A 19,874-nucleotide genomic window follows, 5' to 3' on the forward strand; every position below is an offset into this window, starting at 1 on the left:
TGTCGAACAGCGTCGTCCCGAACCGCGACGCCGCATATCCGACCACCAGCAGCACGACGAGAGTCAGCGCACCGCGGTCGTTCCCCGCCATCGCGTCGACCGCATATTTCAGCGTGAACGCCGCGCCGAACACCTGGACCAGCTTCGACGCGATCACCAGCAGCATCGCGACAACGATCCGTGCCTTCAGCTTGGGCTGCCCGGCTGGCCACAGGAACGGCAGGAAACGGCGGAGCGTCGGCAGCAGCGGCTGGTCCGCGCGGGTGGAGGTGTAAGTATCAGGTGGCATGGATCGACGCGATGTAGGAGCAGTCAAGCCCTGGCGAAACCAGTTGGGGGAACAATCCTGCCACTTCGTCGCTTTTGTTACCGTGTCCAGCGTCGGCCACCGCGATCCCCTGGAGAATGAAATGGAACCGCTGTTCTACGTCATGGCCATCATGGGCTGCGGTGACGGCAACACGGCCTGCACCGAGGCACGCGTCATTCCTGCTCGCTATGCAACGATGGCGCAATGCCGTGCGGCGCTGCCCGACCAGCTCGCGCGGAACACCGACGTTCCCTATCCTATGATCGGTGCCAACTGTCGCACCGCAGGCGCGCAGTTCGCAACGACGGGCAAGGTCAAGACGCGCGGCTGATCCGCCGCTCGGCTGACAGTCGGTCGGCGCAGTTTCCCCCTTCCGCTCGCGCTGAGCGAAGTCGAAGCACAGATCCCGAACACCGTCCCTTCGACTCCGCTCAGGCCGAACGGGTATGGGGGCAGTGGTAGGGGATCAGCTACCTCGGCCGCGTCCACAGCCCCGGATTGCGCGGCGTCCGCGGGTACAGATGGTCCCGCCGCGCCGCTTCTCGCGCCGCCTTGGCGATAAAGCCCAGTTTCTGTGCCCGCGACGTCGTCACGCGGTGATCCCACGCACGCTCGCCGCGTGCCGCCACCGTCCGCCCGATCGCGCCGTAGATCCCCGCTGCCGACAACACCGCCCAGGCCGAGCGGAACGACAAAGCCGGCGTCCCCTGCCGCGCGCTGGCCTCGAACGCCGCCGCCCGCGCGGCCATCCGCTTCGTCAGCACGGCGAGCCGGGACCGGAATGGCGGCTTCATGTGCTGGCCCGGCGGAAAGTCCATCTCGACCAGCCACTCTTCGGGCAGATAGCAGCGCCCGACGCGGTCATCCTCCTCGATATCGCGCGCGATGTTGGCGAGCTGGAACGCCATCCCCAGGTCGCACGCGCGGTCGAGCGTATCCTCGTCGTCGGGATCGACGCCCATCGCCACCGCCATCATGCACCCGACGACGCCCGCGACGTGGTAGCAATATTTGTAGAGATCGTTCTCCGACCGCGGCCGCCATTCCTCCGCATCGAGCGCAAAACCGGCGACGAGATCGCGCGCGAACCGCTTGGGCAGCCGCGTTTCGGCCGCGAAGATCCGCAGCGCATCGAACGCCGGCTCGCCGACTACCTCGCCCGCCAGCGCCTGCTCGGTCATCGCGGACAAGGCGATCAGCCGCGCGGGGGCGTCCGCGACGACGGTCATGCCGTGGCCATGATCCTGCCCATCGGCAATATCGTCGCACCGCCGGCACCACGCATAGAGCAGCCACGCCCGCTCGCGCGTCGGCTTGTCGAACAACAGGCTGGCGGCGGCGAAACTCTTCGAGCCCTTCGCGATGGACTCCTTGGCCGCCGCAACGGTGTCCGCGCGGGTGGGGAGGGCGGAGGTCATGCTGCCACGCCAGTCTCTACCACCCCGGCGAAGGCCGGAAGCCAATCGGAAAGGCCGCAGTTAAGACGCGCAACGCTCACCAACGCATGTCCCCCAGTTGGGCCCCGGCCTTGGCCGGGGTGGTGGAGGGTATTGTGAGACCTCGAGACGCTCACAGATCCGACGCGTTCATCCGCACGATCGGCTGCGTCGGCACATGCTGCGCCATCCGGTCGAGTAGCCCGTCGAGCGTATCCGCGACGATCAGCAGATCGCGGTGCTGCGGTCGCAGGAACCCGACCTCGCCCATCTTCTCCCAGAACGCGATCAGATGGTCGTAATAGCCCGCCGTGTTGAGCAGCCCGACCGGATCCGCGTGATAGCCAAGCTGCGCCCAGCTCAGCGCCTCCCACAACTCGTCCATCGTCCCCGTCCCGCCCGGGATCGTCACGAACCCGTCGGCAAGATCGGTAAACATCTGTTTGCGCTGATGCATGCCCTGCACGACGTGGAGTTCGGTCAGCCCGCGATGCGCGACCTCGGCATCGACCAGCGCCTGCGGGATTACGCCGATCACCTCGCCGCCGCGCTCGAGCGCGCCGTCGGCGATCGCCCCCATCAGCCCGGTCCGTCCGCCGCCATAGACGAGGCCTATCCCGCGCTCGGCCAGTGTCCGACCCAGCGCGCGCGCGCCTTCGATATAGAGGGGATCAGCCGGCGTCGCCGACCCGCAATAGACTGCAAGACGTTTCATAGCGCACCGCTAAGGGATGCACGCCCGCGCCACAAGCGTGCTGGTGCCTGCGCGACGACGTGGCAGGTGCGGTGGCGAGGGTGGTGGCCAAGGCGGTGTTCGAACCGACCGATCAGGGTCGGTTCGAACGGTCAGTCGCTCAGCATCTCGACCGGCACAGATCGCCGCCGGTTTGCGCTGCGATAACGCAGACCTGCTGCGCGGTGCCCGACAATTTGCTGCACAGTGCGGTCGCGGCGGCTTCGGCCGCGTTGCAGAGTATCGTGCAAAAGCCGCCGACGTCGGCTATCGCGGTGCCGCCGTCCGCCGCTTCGATCGTCGCGCCGTCGAAATGCGCGCTCATAATGCTCGAAATCTCGCTTTGCTCGCTGGCGGTCAGTGCGTTCCAGTCCTGCGTGTTTACCTTGATCGTCATGTCGTGATCCTTCCTGCGTGGTCAGAGCGGCCGCTCGACAGGAAGGGTAGGGGATCGTCGGCGCGCTACCATCGACGACCCATCCGTTTCGGCGGTCTGAAAACAAGATAGGCGGCATCTGGACGGGGTGCGTGACGGGTGGGGAGGGGATGGTCCTCAAACAACTTCCATTCCGGACCATATCGTCCCGGCACGACACGTCGAAGCTTGATCTCGGCAGCACGCTATCGTCGCGGCAACGGCGCGATGGGTGGGGTAGACGGCATTACGCCATCGCCAACCATCGCACCCCACGCCGCTGCGTCACTTCTCGCCTTCTAGCATCAGCCGCGCGGTCGCCTTCGCGCTCCCGACGACTCCCGGAATCCCAGCGCCGGGATGCGTCCCCGCGCCGACGAAGAACAGGTTGGGAATATGCTCGTCGCGGTTGTGCACGCGGAAATACGCGCTCTGCGTCAGCACCGGCTCGAGCGAGAACGCCGAGCCCAGATGCGCATTCAGATCCTGCGCGAAGTCCTTCGGTGCGTACGAGAATTTCGTGACGATCCGCTCGTGGATATCGGGAATCAAACGCCGCCCGATCTCGTCGAGGATGCGCTTTTCCAGGATCGGCGCGATCTCGTCCCAGTCGACCGGGAACTTCCCCATGTGCGGCACCGGCGCCAGCGCATAGAAGGTCGAATGCCCCTCCGGCGCCAGCGAAGGATCGGTGACGGTCGGATGATGCAGGTACAGCGAGAAATCTTCCGACAGCACGCCGTGGTCGTAAATGTCCTCGAGCAGCCCCTTATAGCGCGGCCCGAACAGGATCATGTGGTGCGGGATGCCCGGCCACGTGCCCTTGATTCCGAAATGCACCACGAACAGCGACGGCGAATATTTCTTCCGCTCGAGCGACCCCGTCTTGCGCTTGGCACTGCGCGACGTCGCGAGCAGGTCGCGATAGGTGTGCATGATGTCGCTGTTCGCCGCGACCGCATCGGCCTGACCCGACCAGCCGCTCGCGGTCGTCACGCCGGTCGCGCGGTCGCCAAGCGTCTCGATCGACGTTACCGGATCGTCGAGCCGCAGCACGCCGCCCAGCCGCTCGAACTGAGTCACCAACGCCGCGACCAGCCGGTTGGTCCCGCCGCGCGCGAACCACACGCCGCCATCGCGCTCCAGCTTGTGGATCAGCGCATAGATCGCGCTCGTCGTCATCGGGTTGCCGCCGACCAGCAGCGTGTGGAAGCTCAAAGCCTCGCGCAGCTTCTCCGACTTCACATAGCTCGACACGATCGAATAGACCGAGCGCCACGCCTGGTATTTCGCCAGCGCCGGCGCCGCCTTGATCATCGACCCGAAGTCGAGGAACGCGACGTGGCCGAGCTTCTCATAGCCCTCGTGGAAGACGCCCGCCGAATAGGCGAGGAACTTCTCGTAGCCCGCCCAGTCCCCGGGATGCAGCTTCTCGATCTCGGCGCGCATCTGCACGTCGTCGTTGGTATAATCGAAATTCGTCCCGTCGGGCCAGTTCAGCCGGTAGAACGGCAGCACCGGATCGAGCGTCACGTCCGCGCTCATCTCGTGCCCGCTCAGCACCCACAGTTCGCGCAGGCAATCGGGATCGGTGATGACGGTCGGCCCCGCATCGAACGTGAAGCCGTCGCGTTCCCAATAATAGCCACGCCCGCCGGGCTTGTCGCGGCTCTCGACGATCGTCGTCTGCACGCCCGCGGATTGCAACCGGATCGCGAGCGCCAGCCCGCCAAACCCTGCGCCGATGACTATTGCGGTCTTCATGATGACATACTGCCTGCGATGGCGCGGACGGCGCGCACGATGGGGACGGGGGGCTTGCCGGTCAGGACCCGCGCCTTGTCGGAGAGGGTCGAGCGTCCGGCATAGAAACGGCCTATCAGCGACGGCGATAGGCGATAGAAGCGCTCGAGGATGCGATAGCGTTCCTCGGGTTCCGCCGCGCGAAACAACATCGTGTCGAGCATCCGGTAGAAGCCGCGGCTTTTCCACGTCGCCCGCGCCATCGCATGCGTCGCCTCGTGCAGCGCCGCGCCCGAGAAATCGCCGAGACCGGCGATCATCGCCGCGGTCCGCACCGCGTCGGGCAACGAGTAGCCCGTGGTCGGATGGAACATCCCCGCGCGCATCCCGGCCTTGGCGACCTTGGCGCCGCCCGAGCGCCAATACGCCTCGAAATCGCCGCCCATCGCAACCGGCAGCACGCCCGATTCATGCCGCGCCGCCTGCGCTACCGCCCAGCCGCGCGCGTCGGCATAATCATGGATTCGCGTCGTCAGCGCCTCGACATCGAGATCGGGCGTGTCGCTGTAATAGGTGTCCTCGACGAACATCCGGTCCGCGGCGAACGGCAGGCAATAGACGAACCGATAGCCGTCGATCTGTGGCACGGTCGCGTCCATGACCATCGGTACCGGGCTGTCGTGTGGCGCGCTCAGCACCAGTTCGCGCCCGACGAATTTCTGCCACGCCAGATCGAGCAGCGACAGGTCGCCCGGGCCCCGCACGTCGATCACGCCGGTCGCCTCGATCCGGTCGCCATCCGCCAGCACCACAGCGGTCGCGCTCGCGCCAGAGACCTTGCGCCCGAGCATCAGCGCGTGCGGCGGCAGCACGCGCCGCACCTCGCGGTCGAGCCGCTCGCTCTCGATAGAATAATAGGTCGCGTCGATCGTCCGCGCATGCGCCGGAAACCGCACGTCATAGCCGCGCCACGCATGCGCGACGAGCGGCGCGACGAGCCAGCGATCGGCCTGCGCGACATCGCTGCCGAAAAACGACCAGAGATGATTGCCGCCGACGACCGGCGCTGAGTCGATCAGTCGCACGTCGAGCGCCGGATGCTTCGCTTTGAGCGCCAGCGCGATCATCCCGCCGGCCAAACCCGCGCCAACGATCGCGACGTCGCAGGAGATCGTCGATGCCATGCCTCCGACTAGCGCAAAGCGCGAGCCTCGAAAACAGGCTTTGCGAAGCAATCACGGCGGAAGACAACCTGCGTTGCCGGTCTCCCCTATGATCCTCCCCCGCCAGGGGGAGGTGGCTGGCGCTTGCCAGACGGAGGGGGCGGTCAGGGAAACGCCTGTTGCGTGTCCTCCCCCTCCGTCACCTTCGGCGACACCTCCCCCTGGCGGGGGACGATCGAAGGCGTGCGTGCGCGGCTTGGTCGCCGTGGGAAGGGGGGAGGGGTGTTCCCCTCCGCCTGCCAATCGCGGTATCGGTACGTCCATGCAGACGTCCCGCTCCGCCCCCATGCTGACCACCGCACGCCTGACGCTGGGTGGCCACGCCACCACCGACCTCGAGGACTGCGCCGCGATGTGGACCGACCCGCGCGTCTACACGATGATCGGCGGACAACCCCGATCGCGCGAGGACGTCTGGATCCGCCTGCTCCGTTCGGTCGGCCAATGGACGATGTTCGGTTATGGGAGCTGGATCGCCCGCGAGACCGCCACGGGTCGCCTGATCGGCGAGCTCGGCCTGATCGAGGCACGCCGCGCGGTCGTGCCCTCGATCGACGCGTGTCCCGAAGTCGGCTGGACGCTGACCGGCGACGCGCATAGCCAAGGCTACGCCTCCGAAGCGCTCGCCGCGATCCTCGCCTGGACCGATGCGCGGATCCCCGCGACGACCTGCATCATCGATCCCGCCAACGCCCCCTCGATCAGGCTTGCCGAACGGCTGGGCTACGGCCTGCGCACCACGGGTGTGTACCGCGACGCGCCGATCCTCATCTTCGACCGCACTGCGCGCCGCGCGGATCCCCCATCCATCACCGCCGTGCGGTGACGATCCGAGGATCAGTGCTGCGCGGTAAGCGCCGGTTTCTGCACCGACGCGATCGGCATTGGATCATCCGCACGGTCGTAAAATGCCATCAATACCAACCCCAAGGCGAGGATGCCGCCGGCGATCATGTAGATCAGCCCCTGATGGTCCTTGCGCGTATCCCCGTGCGCTGCGCCGTGGTTTGCCATGCATCACTCTCCAAGTCGGCAGGTCATCCTGCTCTGGCGGGGAGGCTATCACGATTCCCTGGACTGCATAGAGCCTATCGCATCCGGCGGGATGCGCCGGACCGCGCAAAGACGGCATCCCGTCACAGAGCGCGTTCGGGCACGCGTTCCGGCGCATGTTCGGGGTGCCACCGACAGCAAATTCCACGTCGGACCAGCGGCGGCGATCGCATGAAGAGCGTCCAGAACCGGCGACCCCGGTGACCAGGGATTCTCGACGATCAGCGCCCGGATCGGTGGCCCGAGCGCCGCTCTACCGCTCGATCAGCAGACATCTGACGTCCGAGAGTCGATAGCGGCCAGCGAATCGCCGTCAGCGGGTCGGTTGCTCGCGCGGCCGAATGGCGACCGCCAAAAGCGGGACTCCGCCCGGGGTGCAAACGTCGCACATTGGCCGCATTCGCTATGCTAATAGGCCGTGTATGAACTATCTCATGCTCGCGATCGCGATCGTCTCCGAGGTTTGTGCCACGTCGGCAATGAAACAGTCGAATGGCTTCACCCGCATGCCGTGGACCGTCGTTACCGTGATCGGCTATGGCATCGCCTTCTATTTCCTGTCGCTGACCCTCCGAACGATCCCGACAGGAATCGCCTATGCTATTTGGTCGGGCACCGGCATCGTCCTGATTTCGGCGGTCGCTTGGGCGTTCCAGGGGCAAAAGCTCGATGCGGCCGCTATCACGGGCATGGGCCTGATCGTCGCGGGCGTCATTGTGATGAACGTCTTCTCGAACGCTTCGGGGCACTGAACCCGGGACACTCGCCCAAGACCAACAGGCTGATCGGGTTCGGGCCGTAATCATGGTTCATCGGACGACGGGGTGTCCAGCGCCGGTGATGCAGCTTGCTTCACCGCGCGCCCCGTGTGGCACAGCGATCGTCGGCGACCAGCAGTTCGACCGGGGTATCCCCAATCGGCCCGGGCGACTGATCTTCATCGGTATGCGCGAACAGCCGGCGACCGAGAAGCCCGGCTCCCGCGGCACGCCTCAGCGGTGCGATCCAGAACAGCCAGAGCTGCGACATCGCCCATCCGCCGACGTACAGCGTCGGGCCGATGCTGCGTGCCGGGGTTGCTGTCGTCCATCGGTAGATGGGAAGAGGCGCGGGGCGGCGAACGCTGCCCCGCGCATCAGTTCGGCGTTAGGTGTATTACTTGCCGCGCAGCGTGTTGATCACCGCGATGCCGAGCACGCCGGCTACGGCTGCTGCGGTGAAGGGGCGCTCCTTCGAGAACTGGCGGACATAGTCGAGCACCGGGCGGATAGAGTCTTCGACGGCATCCTTTGCCTGGCCGACGCTCTTCTGGATGGTGCCGCCAAGCTGATCGGCAGCGCCTTCGCTCTGCAGCGACGTGTCGCCGATCGCGCCGCCAAGCGTTTCCTTGAGCTTGCCGCCGACGTTGGTGGCGGTGCCGTTGAGGGTATCGGTGTTCATACGCGGTTTCCTTGCGTTTACTGGGGAAGGGAGGGTCAGATCAACGGGCGGTCGATGGGGTCCCGCGCGTCGATCCGGTCGTTTTGGCGGTCGTCCTGGTGGGCGTCCTGGCGATCGTCCTTCCGGACCGGGTCGCTGTCCGAGGCAGTGCGCGTCGAAGCCAGACCCGACGTCGCCATACGGTCGCCGTCGATCGTCCGATCGTCGCGGTCGTCGGTCGACCTGGTACCGTCGAGCATCCGCTTGACGGCATTCCCGGCCGCGTCGCGACCACCCAGGCCAAACGCCAGGGCGAAGGCGACGGCGATCGCACCGAGCAGCAACCCGAATGCCAGGTTGATGATGTCGTCAGCCAGACCCATGAAGCGCAAGCCGATCGCGGTGCCGAGCACGATGATCGCGATCCGCACGACTGGTGCCGCCACGCGCGTGCCCTGATCGCCATTACGCTCGATCGCATGCGCCACGAACCGTGCGATGATCACCGATGCGAAGATGATGATCGCACCGAACACGACCTGTCCGAACAGCGTCAGCACCTCGGCCATGATCTGCGAGCCATCGGCGAAGTTCAGCTGGCGGAACGCTTCCATCAGACCGAAGATCAGGATCGCGACGAACGCGCCGGTGCCGACTGTCTTGGATGGCACGAACGACGGACCGGTCGTGCCGAGCGCGCGGTTTTCCGCGTTGCCGAAGATGCCGATCGACCCGATCGTCCGGTCGAAGCCGGTCGTGGCCAGGAACTGCGTCAACAGACGCGATGCGAACCTGGCGATGACATAGGCAACGGCGAGGATCATGCCGGCAGCGATGACATGGGGGATCGCGTCGAGGATGATGCGCAGCATGGCGGTTGCCGGCTGCGAGATCGCCGCGATGTTGAGCGTGTCGAGCGCCGCGATCGAGACCGGGATGATGATCAGCGCGAACACGATGCCGCCGATGGTACGCGGCAGCATCGTCGGGTCGGTCGGCGACGTGGCGCCGACATGCGTCGAGAAACGCTCGACATGGCTGGCCGTAATGACCGCCTCAATCGCCTTTTTGGCGACCTTGGCAAGCACATAACCGAGGAAGAAGATGAGCGCGGCACCAATGATCCGCGGGACGGCCTGGCCGAAGCCCTGCAGCATGTCCCCCAGCGGGCCGGTCGCGCCAGCAAGCCCGAGCGGCTGCGTCGCGAGGAAGAGCGCGATCAGCAGGACCACCCAATAGGCGGCATCACCGACCTGTGCACCGATCGTGGTCGGGTTGCGCGGGCTGGCGTTCGGCTCGTTGGCGTGCAGCGCAAGCGGCGTCTTGTTGACGAGCTTCGCCACGCCCCATTTCACGGCGCGGGCAATCGCCCAGCCGATGACGAGGATGATCAATGCCGCGATGATCCGCGGTGTCCAGATCTCGACATAGCTCCAGGCTTGCGCCCCGAAATCGCGGGTATTCGATACGACCGTATCGCCCGCATAGGTTACGTCTTGCATGTGTGGTGTTCCTGAAACGCCCATCCGGGACGTGTCTTGCATGACGCCGCCGCCCCGCCGTTTCGGGCGGGTGCAGCGGCGCGGTTGGCGTGATTACAGTGGCGAGGCGGGATCGGTCAGAATGCCGCAGGCTGCAGCGGCCTTGCCGACTTCCAGCGGAACCTTCGGGTCCTTCACCTGCGCGGATACGCGGACGAAATCGCTGGCGGTCAAGCGGCCTGGCGTCGTGTCGCCCTGGCGCGATGCCTTGGCGGCGCGGCCGAGTTGCTGAAGCTGGCTGAGCGAGAGATTGGCCTCGAGCCGATCGCCGACGCACTGCGACTGGGCAGGCTGGAAGCCATAGCCTTCGAGCGACGTCGCGATCTTGGCGGACGGATTGACGCAACCGGCGAGCGAGATCGTCGCGATGCCGACGACAAATAGCCCGGCGCGTGAAAAATTGTGACGCTGTGACATGAAAGCCCCTTATGGTGGGGGTCACACAGTCAGCCCGAGTGGCCGACACCCTGTTGATCCCAAACGACAAACCAGCGAATTTTCCTAAAGGTTGCTAGTCTTGTCGGCAGTTCATCGGGTGCATAAATACTAGGCCCCGCAAGACCGGGCTTACGGTGCGGCATCGGCATGGTCGGCGTCGGTCCGCGCAATACAGAAGCCGGTGCGATCGAACTGAACGAGGCGTCTACAGCCCAAGCTGACGCAGTGCTGCGTAAGCCTGGCGTCGAACCGAGATTTGCTATCGGCCAGATTGCCGTCCCGTCGTCCACGCCGCGGGGCAATATCCCGTCGGACTGCGTCGCCTGTTTGACGCTTGAGGGACCGATCTTGCGAGGGACCGATCTTGCGAGCGCCGCTGAACTGTACCGGCGCATGATGACGCGGTTCGGCGATGGTGATGGGGCGGCGATGGCGATCGCGGCGCGACGCCCGGGCCCCGCCCAGGCACCCCTGAGGGTGGCCGAGTCATAAAAAAATGGTGCTGCCGGTGAGGATTGAACTCACGACCTCAGCCTTACCAAGGATGCGCTCTACCACTGAGCTACGGCAGCACTCGTCGGCATCGCTGCCGGCGGAGTGGGGCTAAGAGACGAGGGCGGCGCGGTTGTCAAGCGGTCGTGCGGCAATGTAGGGCGGATTTATGGACGATCGGGATCGAAAGGCGGCCGAGAAGGCGGAGCGGATGGCCGCCGCGCTGCGCGAAAACCTGCGCCGCCGGAAGGCGCAGGCGCGGGCAGTAAGCGCCGCGCCCGCGCCCGAGGACGTGCCGATCAAGTAAGCGGTGCGCATTTGGCGGCGAGCCAGGCGCGATCCGCCGCGTCGGCCATTTCCGGGGTCAGGACCTCCAGCACCTTCGCGTGATAGCCGTCCACCCAGGCGCGTTCCTGCGTCGTCAGCAGCGCGGGATCGATCAGCGTGCGCTCGATCGGGCAGAAGGTGAGCGTCTCGAAGCCGAGCATCGCGCGGTCGGCACCGGGAATGTCGCGCGGTTCGATCAGGATCAGGTTCTCGATGCGAATGCCGTATTCGCCGGCCTTGTAATAGCCGGGCTCGTTCGAGAGCATCATGCCGGCGCGCAGCGGCTCCATCGCCGCGCCGCCGGGATAATTGGGCGACGCGATCCGCTGCGGGCCTTCGTGCACCGCCAGATACGCGCCGATGCCGTGGCCGGTGCCGTGGCCGAAATCGAGCCCGGCTTCCCACAATGGACGGCGCGCGAACGCGTCGATCTGGCCGCCCATCGTGCCGTCAGGAAAGACCGCGGTGGCGATGCCGATATGGCCCTTCAGGACGCGGGTGAAGCGGTCGCGCATCTCGGGCGTGGGATCACCGATCGGCATGACGCGGGTCACGTCGGTGGTGCCGTCTGCATACTGGCCGCCGGAGTCGATCAGGTAGAGCTGGCCTGGTTCGATCGGCGCGCTCGATTCTTCGTTGACGTGGTAGTGCGGGATCGCGCCGTGGGGGCCGGTCGCCGAAATCGTGTCGAACGACGTGTCCTTCAGGACGCCGGTCTCTTCGCGGAAGGCGAGCAGTTTGGCGGCGGCGGACAGTTCGGTCTGGCCGCCCTTGACGCAATCGGTCTCCACCCAGCGCAGGAAGCGCGCAAGCGCGGCGCCGTCGCGCGCGGAGGCGGCGCGGTGGCCGCTAATCTCGACCGGGTTCTTGATCGCCTTTGCGAGCACGACGGGGTCGCGCAGCGCGAGGATCTTCGCGCCGCCGGCCTGGAGCGCCTGCGTGATCGCGGCGACGGCGCGTTCGGGGTCGGCGGCGACGCGCTTACCGGCGTAGTTGCCGAGCGCGGGAGCGAAAGCCTCTCGGTCGTGGAGGCGGACCGCGTTGCCGAGATGCTGGCGGACCGCGTCGTCGAGCTTGTCGGGGGCGACGAACAGGTCGGTGGTGCCGTCCGCGCTCACGATCGCATAGGAGAGCGCGACGGGGGTGTGGTCGACGTCGCCGCCGCGGACGTTGAGCGCCCAGGCGATTGAATCGAGCGCGGTGAGGACGACCGCGTCGGCATCGTGCTCGGCCAGCCAGTCGGCGATCGCGGCGCGCTTTTCGGCGGACGAGGCGCCGGTGAACCGGTCGGGCTGGACGGTCAGCTTGGCGGGCGAGGGGAGCGGTCGGTCGGTCCAGATCGCGTCGACCGGGTTGGCGGTGACCGGGACGAGCGTGGCGCCGCGGTCGGCGAGCGCGGTGGTCGCGTCGGCGACCCAGGTTCCGGTATGCAGCCACGCGTCGTAGCCGATCCGGCTGCCTGCCGGCGCGTGCTGGCCGAGCCAGGCGGCGGGGCTGGTCTGGGGGACGTCGGCATAGTCCCAATGCGCGCCATCGACCTGCTCGCGGACCTGGATCGTGTAGCGGCCATCGGTGAAGATCGCGGCGCGGTCGGCGAGGACCACCGCGGTCCCGGCGGACCCGCCGAAGCCGGTGAGCCAGCCGAGCCGCTGCGCGTAGCCGCCGACATATTCGCTCATGTGCTCGTCGGTCAGCGGAATGACGAAACCGTCGAGGTTATCGGCGGTTAGCTGGGCGCGGAGGGCGGCTAAGCGGTCGGCTGCGCGGTCGTTCTGGGTCGGCATTGTGCGGGTCTCTCGTCGGTCGAGGTCGGGGTGATGCGGCGCGTTCTGCCAGAAATGGTCTGCGTGTGACAGCGCGGGGAATAGCCGCGCGTTTGTGTTCGGACGGCGCTCCTGCTTCCTTGTTCTCGCGGGGAAACAGTAATCAGGGCCACGACCGAAGTTTTCTACCACCCCGGCGAAGGCCGGGGCCCAATTGGGTGAAGCTGCTAACGAAGGCACGCGCTCCATTACTGCGACCTCTCCAATTAGGCCCCGGCCTTCGCCGGGGTGGTGGAGTAGGCCTTGTTCTCCCGCGGAGGTGGGAGCCCAGACTGGGTCCCCGCCTTCGTGGGGAAACATTGGAGTGGGGGCTTCCGTCCAATGGGACGAGCGTTGGCTTCCACCCTTCACGCGGCTAACACCGCTGCATGACCACACCCCCTATCGCCGACCAGCGCCCGCACAGCTTCACCACGCACGGCGTGACGATCGAGGATCCCTATGCGTGGCTGAAGGATCCGAACTATCCCGAGGTCGATGACGCCGATGTGCTGGCGTATCTCGCGGCCGAGAACGCGTATTTCGAGGCGCAGATGGCGCCGCATACCGCGCTGGTCGACACGATCTACGAAGAGATGAAGGCGCGCATCAAGGAAGACGAATCCTCGGTGCCGCAAAAGGATGGCGACTGGCTGTACTGGACCGCATACGAGACCGGCGGGCAGTACAAGAAATGGTGGCGCAAGCCCGTCGCGGGCGGTGACGACGAGCTGTTGCTCGACGAGCCGGCGCTGGCGGAGGGCCATGAGTATTTCCGGCTCGGCGCGTTCTCGATCAGCAATGACGGGCGGTATCTCGCTTATGCGATCGACGATAACGGGAGCGAGCGGTTCGAGGTTCGGGTCAAGGACCTGGATACCGGCGCGCATTTGCCCGACGTGATCCCCGGCATGCTGAGCGAGATCGTCTGGACCGCGGACGATGCGGGCTTCCTGTACGGCCTCGCGAACGAGCAGTGGCGCACCGACAATGCGCGCTTCCACCGGCTGGGGACGCCGATCGCCGACGACGTCGTGCTGTTCCATGAGGAGGACGAGGGCTTCCGCGTCGGCGTCGGCGAGACGAGTTCGCGCAAGTGGATCGTGATCGCAACGAGCGACCATGTTACAAGCGAGATCTACCTGCTGCCCGCGCACGAGCCGCTGGCGGTGCCGATCCTCGTGTCCGCGCGGAAGGTCGGGCGCGAATATGACGTGGACGAGCATGACGGGACGCTGTTCATCCACACCAACGACGTCGATCCGAATTTCCGGCTGTGCACCGCGCTGGTCGAGGAGCCGGGCGCGTGGACCGAGCTGATCCCGGCGTCGCCGCATTACTACATGACGGGGGTGGAGTGCTATCAGGACTTCTTCGTGGTCGACGGGCGCGAGGACGGGCTCGATCAGATCGCGATCCACCGGTACGAGACGCCGACCGAAGGCAAGCGGATCAACTTCCCCGAGGCGAGCTATGTCGCGGGTCTTGGCAACAACCCCGAATACGACATGACCGTGCTGCGGCTTGGGTATGAGTCGATGGTCACGCCGGGGACGGTGTATGATTACGACGTGGATACCGGCGAGCGGACGATGCTCAAGGTGCAGGAGATCCCGAGCGGCTACGACGCGGCGAAATACGCGACCGAGCGGCTGAAGATCACCGCGCGCGACGGGACCGAGATTCCGGTGTCGATCGTGTATCCGGCCGGGTTCGTGCGTGATGGGTCGGCGCCTGTGTTCCTCTATGCGTATGGCGCGTACGGTTATGCGATCCCGCCGGGCTTCTCGACCGGGCGGATGAGTTTGCTCGATCGCGGCTTTGCCTATGCGATCGCGCATATCCGCGGCGGCGACGACCTCGGCCAGCAATGGTATCTCGACGGCAAGCTGGAGAAGCGCGCGAACACGTTCAACGATTTCGTCGATGTCGCCAAGGCGCTGGTCGACGCGAAGTGGACGTCGGCGGGCAGAATCGCGATTGCGGGCCGCTCTGCGGGCGGCGAGCTGATGGGGGCGGTGGTCAATTCCGATCCCGAGCTCTGGGGCGCGGTGATCGCGGACGTGCCGTTCGTCGACGTGCTGAACACGATGCTCGACGAGACGCTGCCGCTGACGCCGGGCGAATGGCCCGAATGGGGCAATCCGATCGAGGACGAGGCGGCTTTCAAGCTGATCCGGTCGTATTCGCCGTACGATAACGTCAAGGCGCAGGCCTATCCTCCGATGTTCATTTCGGGCGGGCTGAACGATCCGCGCGTTACCTATTGGGAGCCCGCGAAATGGGCGGCCAAGCTCCGGCGGATGAAGACCGACGACAACGTCCTGCTGCTCAAGACCAACATGGGCGCGGGGCATGGCGGCAAGTCGGGGCGGTTCGAATCGCTGCGCGAGGGCGCGGAGGAACACGCGTTCGTGCTGTGGCAGCTGGGCGTGGCGGGGTGAGCCGGTTCACGCTCTCGATCACCGCCGAGGATGCGGATATCGACGAGCTCGGGCATGTGAACAATGCGGTCTGGGTGCAGTGGATCCAGGCCATCGCCACGGCGCATTGGGAGGCGGTGGCACCGCCTGCCCACAAGCTGGCCTATGTCTGGGTCGTGACGCGGCATGAGATCGACTATCGCGGGAGCGTCGTCGTGGGGGAGACCGTTGTCGGGGAAACCTGGGTCGAGGGGGCACCCAAAGGCGCGCGGTTCGATCGGCATGTGCGGTTCGTCGGGGCTGATGGCCGCGTCAGGCTGGAGGCGGTGACGACCTGGGCGCTGCTCGACCGCGCAACCGGGCGACTGATGCGCGTACGCGCGGATATCGCGGCGCCGTTCTTTACCTGACACCCGGCGGCGAAGGCGCGCGGGAACCGACCGGCGGAACCGCACGGGCAGCGTCTTGGCGGGCAAGTCGAACCAGGTCCTGCCCGCCTAGGCGCTGGCGGTCGAGAGCTCGGCGCGACGGCCGACCTTCACGGGCGCGATACGACGGCACCCCGTCCAGCGCGGCGAAGATCGGGTGGAGCAAACGCACGGCGAGGTCGCGCGTCACCGCTTCCGGACGAACTCCGCGCGCAGCACCAGGCCCTTGATTCCTTCGTACCGACAGTCGATTTCCTGTGCGTCGCCGGTCAGGCGGATCGACTTGATGAGTGTGCCGCGCTTCAACGTCTGCCCTGCGCCTTTGACGGTCAGGTCCTTGATCAGCGTCACCTGGTCGCCGTCCGCCAGCACGTTGCCGACCGAATCACGCACTACGACCGCGCCGTCGTCCGCCGCCCCGCCAGCCGCTGCGTCGGTCGTTGCAGCGCCGCCCGCGACCCACTCGCCGGTCGCCTCGTCATAGATATAGTCGTCGCTCATCGGTCGGTCTCCGGCAGCGCCCAGTCGATCGGGGTGCGCCCATGGGTAGCGAGAAAGGCGTTGGCCTTGCTGAACGGCCGCGATCCGAAGAACCCGGTCCGTGCCGCCAGCGGCGACGGATGCGCGGACGCGATCACCAGATGCCGTCCGCCCGTCGCGATATCGTCGACGAACGCCGCCTTCTTCTGCGCATACGCTCCCCACAGCAGGAACACGACCGGTTTCGGTTGCGCGTTGACCGCGGCGATGACCGCATCGGTAAACCGCTCCCACCCGCGCTTGCTGTGCGACGCGGCCTCGCCGCTCCGCACGCTCAGCACCGCGTTGAGCAGCAGCACGCCCTGCGCCGCCCAGTGATCGAGCATGCCGTGGCGCGCGCGCGGAATGCCGAGGTCCGCCTCGAGCTCCTTGTAAATGTTGACGAGGCTCGGCGGCGTCCGCACCCCCTCGCGCACCGAAAAGCTGAGCCCATGCGCCTGCCCCTCGCGATGATACGGATCCTGCCCCAGGATCACGACCCGCACCTGATCGAGCGGCGTCAGGTCGAGCGCGCGGAACCGGTCGGCGTCATCAGGAAAGATCCGCGCGCCCGCAGCGCGTTCGGCCTCCAGAAACGCGTCGAGGTCGCGCATATACGGCGCGTCGAGCTCGGCGGCGAGCGTCTGCCAGCTTGGCGGGAGGGCGGGTGTCATCATCCCCGCCGCATGTCGGACCGGGCAGGGGCATGTCAATCTGCGCGCCTTGTTCCCCCGCGGCGGCGATCGTGCGGCACTCGATGCGAGGCGAAAGGCTCGCACAACGCGCCCCGGCTTATTATATGCGCCGCCATGACAGAGATCACCGTCGCCGCACTGCAGCTGGGCTTCACGCCCAACATCGACCGCAACATCGCCAACGTCTCACGCCTCGTCCACGAGGCCGCGGCGAAAGGCGCGCAGGTGATCCTGCCGCCCGAGCTGTTCGAGGGCGAGTATTTCTGCCGCGTCGAGGATGAGGGCCTGTTCGCCAACGCCGCCCCCGTGGGCGAACACAAGGCGGTGCTCGCGATGCAGGCGCTCGCCGAGGCGCTGAAAGTCACGATCCCGACCAGCTTCTTCGAGGCGGACGGCCCGCATCATTACAACAGCCTCGCGATGATCGGCCCCGACGGCAACATCCAGGGCGTCTACCGCAAGAGCCACATCCCCGACGGCCCGGGCTATGAGGAGAAGTTCTACTTCCGCCCCGGCAACACCGGGTTCAAGGTCTGGCCGCACGCATCGGAGGCGGGGCGGACGACGCTCGGCGTCGGCGTCTGCTGGGACCAATGGTATCCCGAGACCGCGCGCGCGATGATGCTGATGGGCGCCGAAGTGTTGTTCTACCCGACCGCGATCGGCAGCGAGCCGCATGACACCTCGCTCGACACCGCTCGGCTGTGGCGGCGCGCCATGGTCGGCCATGCCGTGTCGAATGTCGTGCCGATCGTCGCCGCCAACCGCGTCGGCGTCGAGCACGGGCAGACCTTCTACGGCACCAGCTTCATCGCCGACGAGCGCGGCGACATCCTCGCCGAACTCGGCCGCGAGGACGAGGGCGTGATCACCGCGACGATCGACCTCGACATCGTCAAGCGCCACCGCGCCGCGTTCGGCTTCTTCCGCGATCGCCGCCCCGATCTGTACGGGCGGCTCGTCCAGGACATCTGAATCCAAATCCTCCCCCGCTAGGGGGAGGTGGCTGGCTTGCCAGACGGAGGGGGAGGATAGGAGCCCCCCCGTTCCGTGTCCTCCCCCTACGTCACCTTCGGTGCCACCCCCCCCTGGCGGGGGAGGATCGAGAGATCAGAACCACGCCATCCCCGCCAGCAGCGCGCCGACCAGCGCCGCCGCGGCCGCCACCCACAGCAACCACCGCCGCCCGGTCAGCGCGGTGATCGACGCCAGCGCGATCGCCACCTGGATCGCGGTTACCGCGAGCGCCAGTTTGGTATGCGGCCGAAGCGCCTCGTCCGATTCCCCGTTCGCCATCGCCGATTGCCGGTCGAGCGTCTCCGCTTCCCGTTTCAGCGCCGTCCCGCGCGCCGTGTACCGCGCAATCTCCGCGCGGTGCGTCGCCATCCGCGTCGCATCGACCCCGGGCGGGGCGAGATCGACCTCCATCTGCGCGATATGCCGCTTCAGATCCTCCGCCTGGTAATAGCCCCACGCATCTGACGCCTGCGCCTTGATCAGCACCGCCTCGTTCTTGTGGAGCAGCGCCTCGTTCTGCGTATGCCCGCCGAGAAAGCTGGTGACCGCCGCCAGCGTCGCCAGGATCGCGGTGAACAAGGCGATCCGCTGGTCGAACGCCTCGCCGCCCGCGGCGCGCTCCTCCGAGAGTTGCTCGTGCAGCCCGCGCACTTCGAAATCATCGTCCATGGCGGTCGGTCTATGCATCCGCGCGTGACTGGACGCTGATGGTCGGGTGACATATTCGTCAGCGCGCCATGATCCGCACCCGCTCGATCCTGCTTGCTTTCGCACTGCTCGCCGGGTGCGCGATACCGTCGGTGAACACTATCCCGCCAAGCGATCACTTCAACGGGACGCGCTTCTTCAACCCCGACGGCGTGCAGGGGAGTATCGGCGAGCAGAAACAGGGCCCGGTCGCGCTGCTGCGCAATCTGGTGAAGCCGCCCTACCGCATTTGGCCCGAAATCCCCGTCACGCCGTCGCGACCGCCGGCGCAGGTCGAGGGCCGGACGATGCGCGTCACCTGGATCGGCCATTCGACCGTGCTGGTGCAGACGCAGGGGCTCAACATCCTCACCGATCCGATGTGGCTCGAACGCTCGTCGCCGGTCCAGTTCCTCGGCGTGAAGCGCGTCCGTGCGCCGGGCGTGCGGCTGGAGGACCTGCCCAAGATCGACCTGATCCTGCTCAGCCACGATCACCGCGACCATCTCGACATGCATGCGATGCGCCGGCTGTGGCACCGCGACAGGCCGCTGATCGTGACGGGCCTGGGCAACGACCAGATCCTCGCGCGGAACGGCATCCATGCGGAAGCGCGCGACTGGGGCGGGCGCGTGTCGCTGCGGCCCGGCATCGACGTGATCGTCGTGCGCGCGCATCACTGGAGCGAATACGACCTGGGCGACCGCGACACGACGTTATGGGCGGGGTTCACCGTGACGCTGCCCGGCGGCACCCTGTATTTCGCGGGCGACACCGGACCTGGCGACATGCGCTGGGCCACCGAGGCGCGCCGTGCAGGACCCGTCCGCCTCGCGATCCTGCCGATCGGCGCGTATCATTTCGCAGGGAACGAGACGGACAATCACATCGGGCCGGACCAGGCGGTGACCGCGTTCGAACAGCTCGGCGCGGCCTATGCGATCGGCGTCCACTGGGGCACGTTCGAACTGACCTCGGAAGGCATCGACGAGCCGCCCGAGCGCCTCCGCGCGGCGCTGATCCGCGAGCACATCGCCACGAACCGCTTTCGGACGCCCAAAGCCGGCGAGGCCTGGGTGATCGAGTAACACCCGGTAGATCCTCCCCCGCCAGGGGGAGGTGTCGCCGAAGGTGACGGAGGGGGAGGACACGGAACAGACGTTTCCCCGACCG

22 protein-coding genes, 1 tRNA gene and 1 pseudogene are annotated in these 19,874 nt (G+C 66.6%); 8 read left to right on the forward strand and 16 right to left on the reverse strand.

Annotated elements, in window-relative coordinates:
• A pseudogene (locus ASE88_RS19470) lies at nucleotides 1–289 on the reverse strand (metal ABC transporter permease); the annotation flags it as partial.
• Here ASE88_RS19470 and ASE88_RS08735 point away from each other — a divergent pair.
• Nucleotides 288–641 carry a hypothetical protein gene (locus ASE88_RS08735; RefSeq protein WP_235527890.1) on the forward strand — a complete coding sequence of 118 codons (354 nt, stop codon included), beginning with the start codon at nucleotides 288–290 and terminating at the stop codon, nucleotides 639–641. The pseudogene ASE88_RS19470 and the gene ASE88_RS08735 overlap by 2 nt on opposite strands.
• A 139-nt stretch (nucleotides 642–780) precedes the next feature.
• Here ASE88_RS08735 and ASE88_RS08740 read toward each other — a convergent pair whose 3' ends face one another.
• The 5 genes from ASE88_RS08740 to crtY all read right to left on the reverse strand — a co-directional run bounded on the left by ASE88_RS08740 (nucleotide 781) and on the right by crtY (nucleotide 5,821).
• Entirely contained in the window at nucleotides 781–1,728 is a 948-nt protein-coding gene (locus ASE88_RS08740; RefSeq protein ID WP_056477565.1) for a phytoene/squalene synthase family protein, read from the reverse strand.
• 151 nt (nucleotides 1,729–1,879) lie between these two features.
• Nucleotides 1,880–2,461, reverse strand: a complete 582-nt coding sequence (locus ASE88_RS08745) for a TIGR00730 family Rossman fold protein (protein ID WP_056477567.1) — start codon at nucleotides 2,459–2,461, stop codon at nucleotides 1,880–1,882.
• Between the two features lie 139 nt (nucleotides 2,462–2,600).
• Nucleotides 2,601–2,876: a hypothetical protein gene (locus ASE88_RS08750; RefSeq protein WP_055874347.1), complete on the reverse strand. Its 276-nt coding sequence runs from the start codon at nucleotides 2,874–2,876 to the stop codon at nucleotides 2,601–2,603.
• Nucleotides 2,877–3,179: 303 nt separating this feature from the next.
• Nucleotides 3,180–4,658 carry a phytoene desaturase gene (locus tag ASE88_RS08755; RefSeq protein WP_056477570.1) on the reverse strand — a complete coding sequence of 493 codons (1,479 nt, stop codon included), beginning with the start codon at nucleotides 4,656–4,658 and terminating at the stop codon, nucleotides 3,180–3,182.
• Complete coding sequence (gene crtY / locus ASE88_RS08760; RefSeq protein WP_055874341.1) at nucleotides 4,655–5,821, reverse strand: lycopene beta-cyclase CrtY; 1,167 nt, start codon at nucleotides 5,819–5,821, stop codon at nucleotides 4,655–4,657. Before crtY ends, ASE88_RS08755 begins: the two co-directional genes overlap by 4 nt.
• 301 nt (nucleotides 5,822–6,122) lie before the next feature.
• Between crtY and ASE88_RS08765 the strand changes: the two genes are divergently transcribed.
• Entirely contained in the window at nucleotides 6,123–6,686 is a 564-nt protein-coding gene (locus ASE88_RS08765; protein ID WP_056477572.1) for a GNAT family N-acetyltransferase, read from the forward strand.
• 11 nt (nucleotides 6,687–6,697) lie between these two features.
• On the opposite strand, the gene ASE88_RS18885 is transcribed toward ASE88_RS08765, so the two are convergent.
• Nucleotides 6,698–6,874 carry a hypothetical protein gene (locus tag ASE88_RS18885; RefSeq protein WP_156356989.1) on the reverse strand — a complete coding sequence of 59 codons (177 nt, stop codon included), beginning with the start codon at nucleotides 6,872–6,874 and terminating at the stop codon, nucleotides 6,698–6,700.
• A gap of 461 nt (nucleotides 6,875–7,335) precedes the next feature.
• On the opposite strand from ASE88_RS18885, the gene ASE88_RS08770 reads away from it, so the two are divergent.
• The gene (locus ASE88_RS08770) at nucleotides 7,336–7,665 is read left to right on the forward strand and encodes a DMT family transporter (RefSeq protein WP_056477573.1); all 330 of its coding nucleotides are present in this window, start codon (nucleotides 7,336–7,338) and stop codon (nucleotides 7,663–7,665) included.
• Nucleotides 7,666–7,765: 100 nt separating this feature from the next.
• On the opposite strand, the gene ASE88_RS19795 is transcribed toward ASE88_RS08770, so the two are convergent.
• The 5 genes from ASE88_RS19795 to ASE88_RS08795 form a co-directional block, all read right to left on the reverse strand.
• The gene (locus tag ASE88_RS19795) at nucleotides 7,766–7,942 is read right to left on the reverse strand and encodes a hypothetical protein (RefSeq protein WP_200910193.1); all 177 of its coding nucleotides are present in this window, start codon (nucleotides 7,940–7,942) and stop codon (nucleotides 7,766–7,768) included.
• Between the two features lie 126 nt (nucleotides 7,943–8,068).
• Nucleotides 8,069–8,353, reverse strand: coding sequence for a CsbD family protein (locus ASE88_RS08775; protein ID WP_056477575.1), 285 nt, complete (start codon nucleotides 8,351–8,353; stop codon nucleotides 8,069–8,071).
• A gap of 35 nt (nucleotides 8,354–8,388) precedes the next feature.
• Nucleotides 8,389–9,834, reverse strand: coding sequence for a mechanosensitive ion channel (locus ASE88_RS08780; RefSeq protein WP_056477577.1), 1,446 nt, complete (start codon nucleotides 9,832–9,834; stop codon nucleotides 8,389–8,391).
• 93 nt (nucleotides 9,835–9,927) lie between these two features.
• Nucleotides 9,928–10,290 carry a hypothetical protein gene (locus ASE88_RS08785; RefSeq protein WP_056477579.1) on the reverse strand — a complete coding sequence of 121 codons (363 nt, stop codon included), beginning with the start codon at nucleotides 10,288–10,290 and terminating at the stop codon, nucleotides 9,928–9,930.
• 518 nt (nucleotides 10,291–10,808) lie between these two features.
• Nucleotides 10,809–10,883: transfer RNA gene (locus tag ASE88_RS08795), tRNA-Thr, on the reverse strand.
• 89 nt (nucleotides 10,884–10,972) lie between these two features.
• Here ASE88_RS08795 and ASE88_RS19220 point away from each other — a divergent pair.
• Nucleotides 10,973–11,110 (forward strand): hypothetical protein, encoded by a 138-nt coding sequence (locus ASE88_RS19220; RefSeq protein WP_200910194.1) that lies wholly within the window; start codon nucleotides 10,973–10,975, stop codon nucleotides 11,108–11,110.
• On the opposite strand, the gene ASE88_RS08800 is transcribed toward ASE88_RS19220, so the two are convergent.
• On the reverse strand, nucleotides 11,103–12,914 hold the full coding sequence (locus ASE88_RS08800) for an aminopeptidase P family protein (RefSeq protein ID WP_056477583.1): 1,812 nt from the start codon (nucleotides 12,912–12,914) through the stop codon (nucleotides 11,103–11,105). The two genes, ASE88_RS19220 and ASE88_RS08800, sit on opposite strands and share 8 nt — an antisense overlap.
• 407 nt (nucleotides 12,915–13,321) lie before the next feature.
• On the opposite strand from ASE88_RS08800, the gene ASE88_RS08805 reads away from it, so the two are divergent.
• A complete protein-coding gene (locus ASE88_RS08805) occupies nucleotides 13,322–15,376 on the forward strand; it encodes a S9 family peptidase (protein ID WP_056477585.1) in 2,055 nt (684 codons plus the stop codon).
• Nucleotides 15,373–15,765: an acyl-CoA thioesterase gene (locus ASE88_RS08810; RefSeq protein ID WP_055874318.1), complete on the forward strand. Its 393-nt coding sequence runs from the start codon at nucleotides 15,373–15,375 to the stop codon at nucleotides 15,763–15,765. Before ASE88_RS08805 ends, ASE88_RS08810 begins: the two co-directional genes overlap by 4 nt.
• A gap of 204 nt (nucleotides 15,766–15,969) precedes the next feature.
• Here the strand turns inward: ASE88_RS08810 and ASE88_RS08815 are convergent, their stop codons facing one another.
• Together ASE88_RS08815 and ung are read right to left on the reverse strand one after the other, a co-directional pair.
• A complete protein-coding gene (locus ASE88_RS08815; RefSeq protein WP_056477587.1) occupies nucleotides 15,970–16,284 on the reverse strand; it encodes an alkylphosphonate utilization protein in 315 nt (104 codons plus the stop codon).
• Nucleotides 16,281–16,979 (reverse strand): uracil-DNA glycosylase, encoded by a 699-nt coding sequence (gene ung, locus ASE88_RS08820; protein WP_414893575.1) that lies wholly within the window; start codon nucleotides 16,977–16,979, stop codon nucleotides 16,281–16,283. Before ung ends, ASE88_RS08815 begins: the two co-directional genes overlap by 4 nt.
• 132 nt (nucleotides 16,980–17,111) lie before the next feature.
• On the opposite strand from ung, the gene aguB reads away from it, so the two are divergent.
• Entirely contained in the window at nucleotides 17,112–17,972 is an 861-nt protein-coding gene (gene aguB, locus ASE88_RS08825) for an N-carbamoylputrescine amidase (RefSeq protein ID WP_055874312.1), read from the forward strand.
• Between the two features lie 135 nt (nucleotides 17,973–18,107).
• Here aguB and ASE88_RS08830 read toward each other — a convergent pair whose 3' ends face one another.
• On the reverse strand, nucleotides 18,108–18,683 hold the full coding sequence (locus ASE88_RS08830) for a DUF4337 domain-containing protein (protein WP_056477588.1): 576 nt from the start codon (nucleotides 18,681–18,683) through the stop codon (nucleotides 18,108–18,110).
• A 68-nt stretch (nucleotides 18,684–18,751) separates the two neighbouring features.
• Here ASE88_RS08830 and ASE88_RS08835 point away from each other — a divergent pair, with 68 nt between their 5' ends.
• Nucleotides 18,752–19,789 carry an MBL fold metallo-hydrolase gene (locus ASE88_RS08835; RefSeq protein WP_056477589.1) on the forward strand — a complete coding sequence of 346 codons (1,038 nt, stop codon included), beginning with the start codon at nucleotides 18,752–18,754 and terminating at the stop codon, nucleotides 19,787–19,789.
• Nucleotides 19,790–19,874 lie beyond the last annotated feature (85 nt).

Origin of the sequence: Sphingomonas sp. Leaf38 (assembly GCF_001421825.1) — a bacterium.
Classification (GTDB): domain Bacteria; phylum Pseudomonadota; class Alphaproteobacteria; order Sphingomonadales; family Sphingomonadaceae; genus Sphingomonas.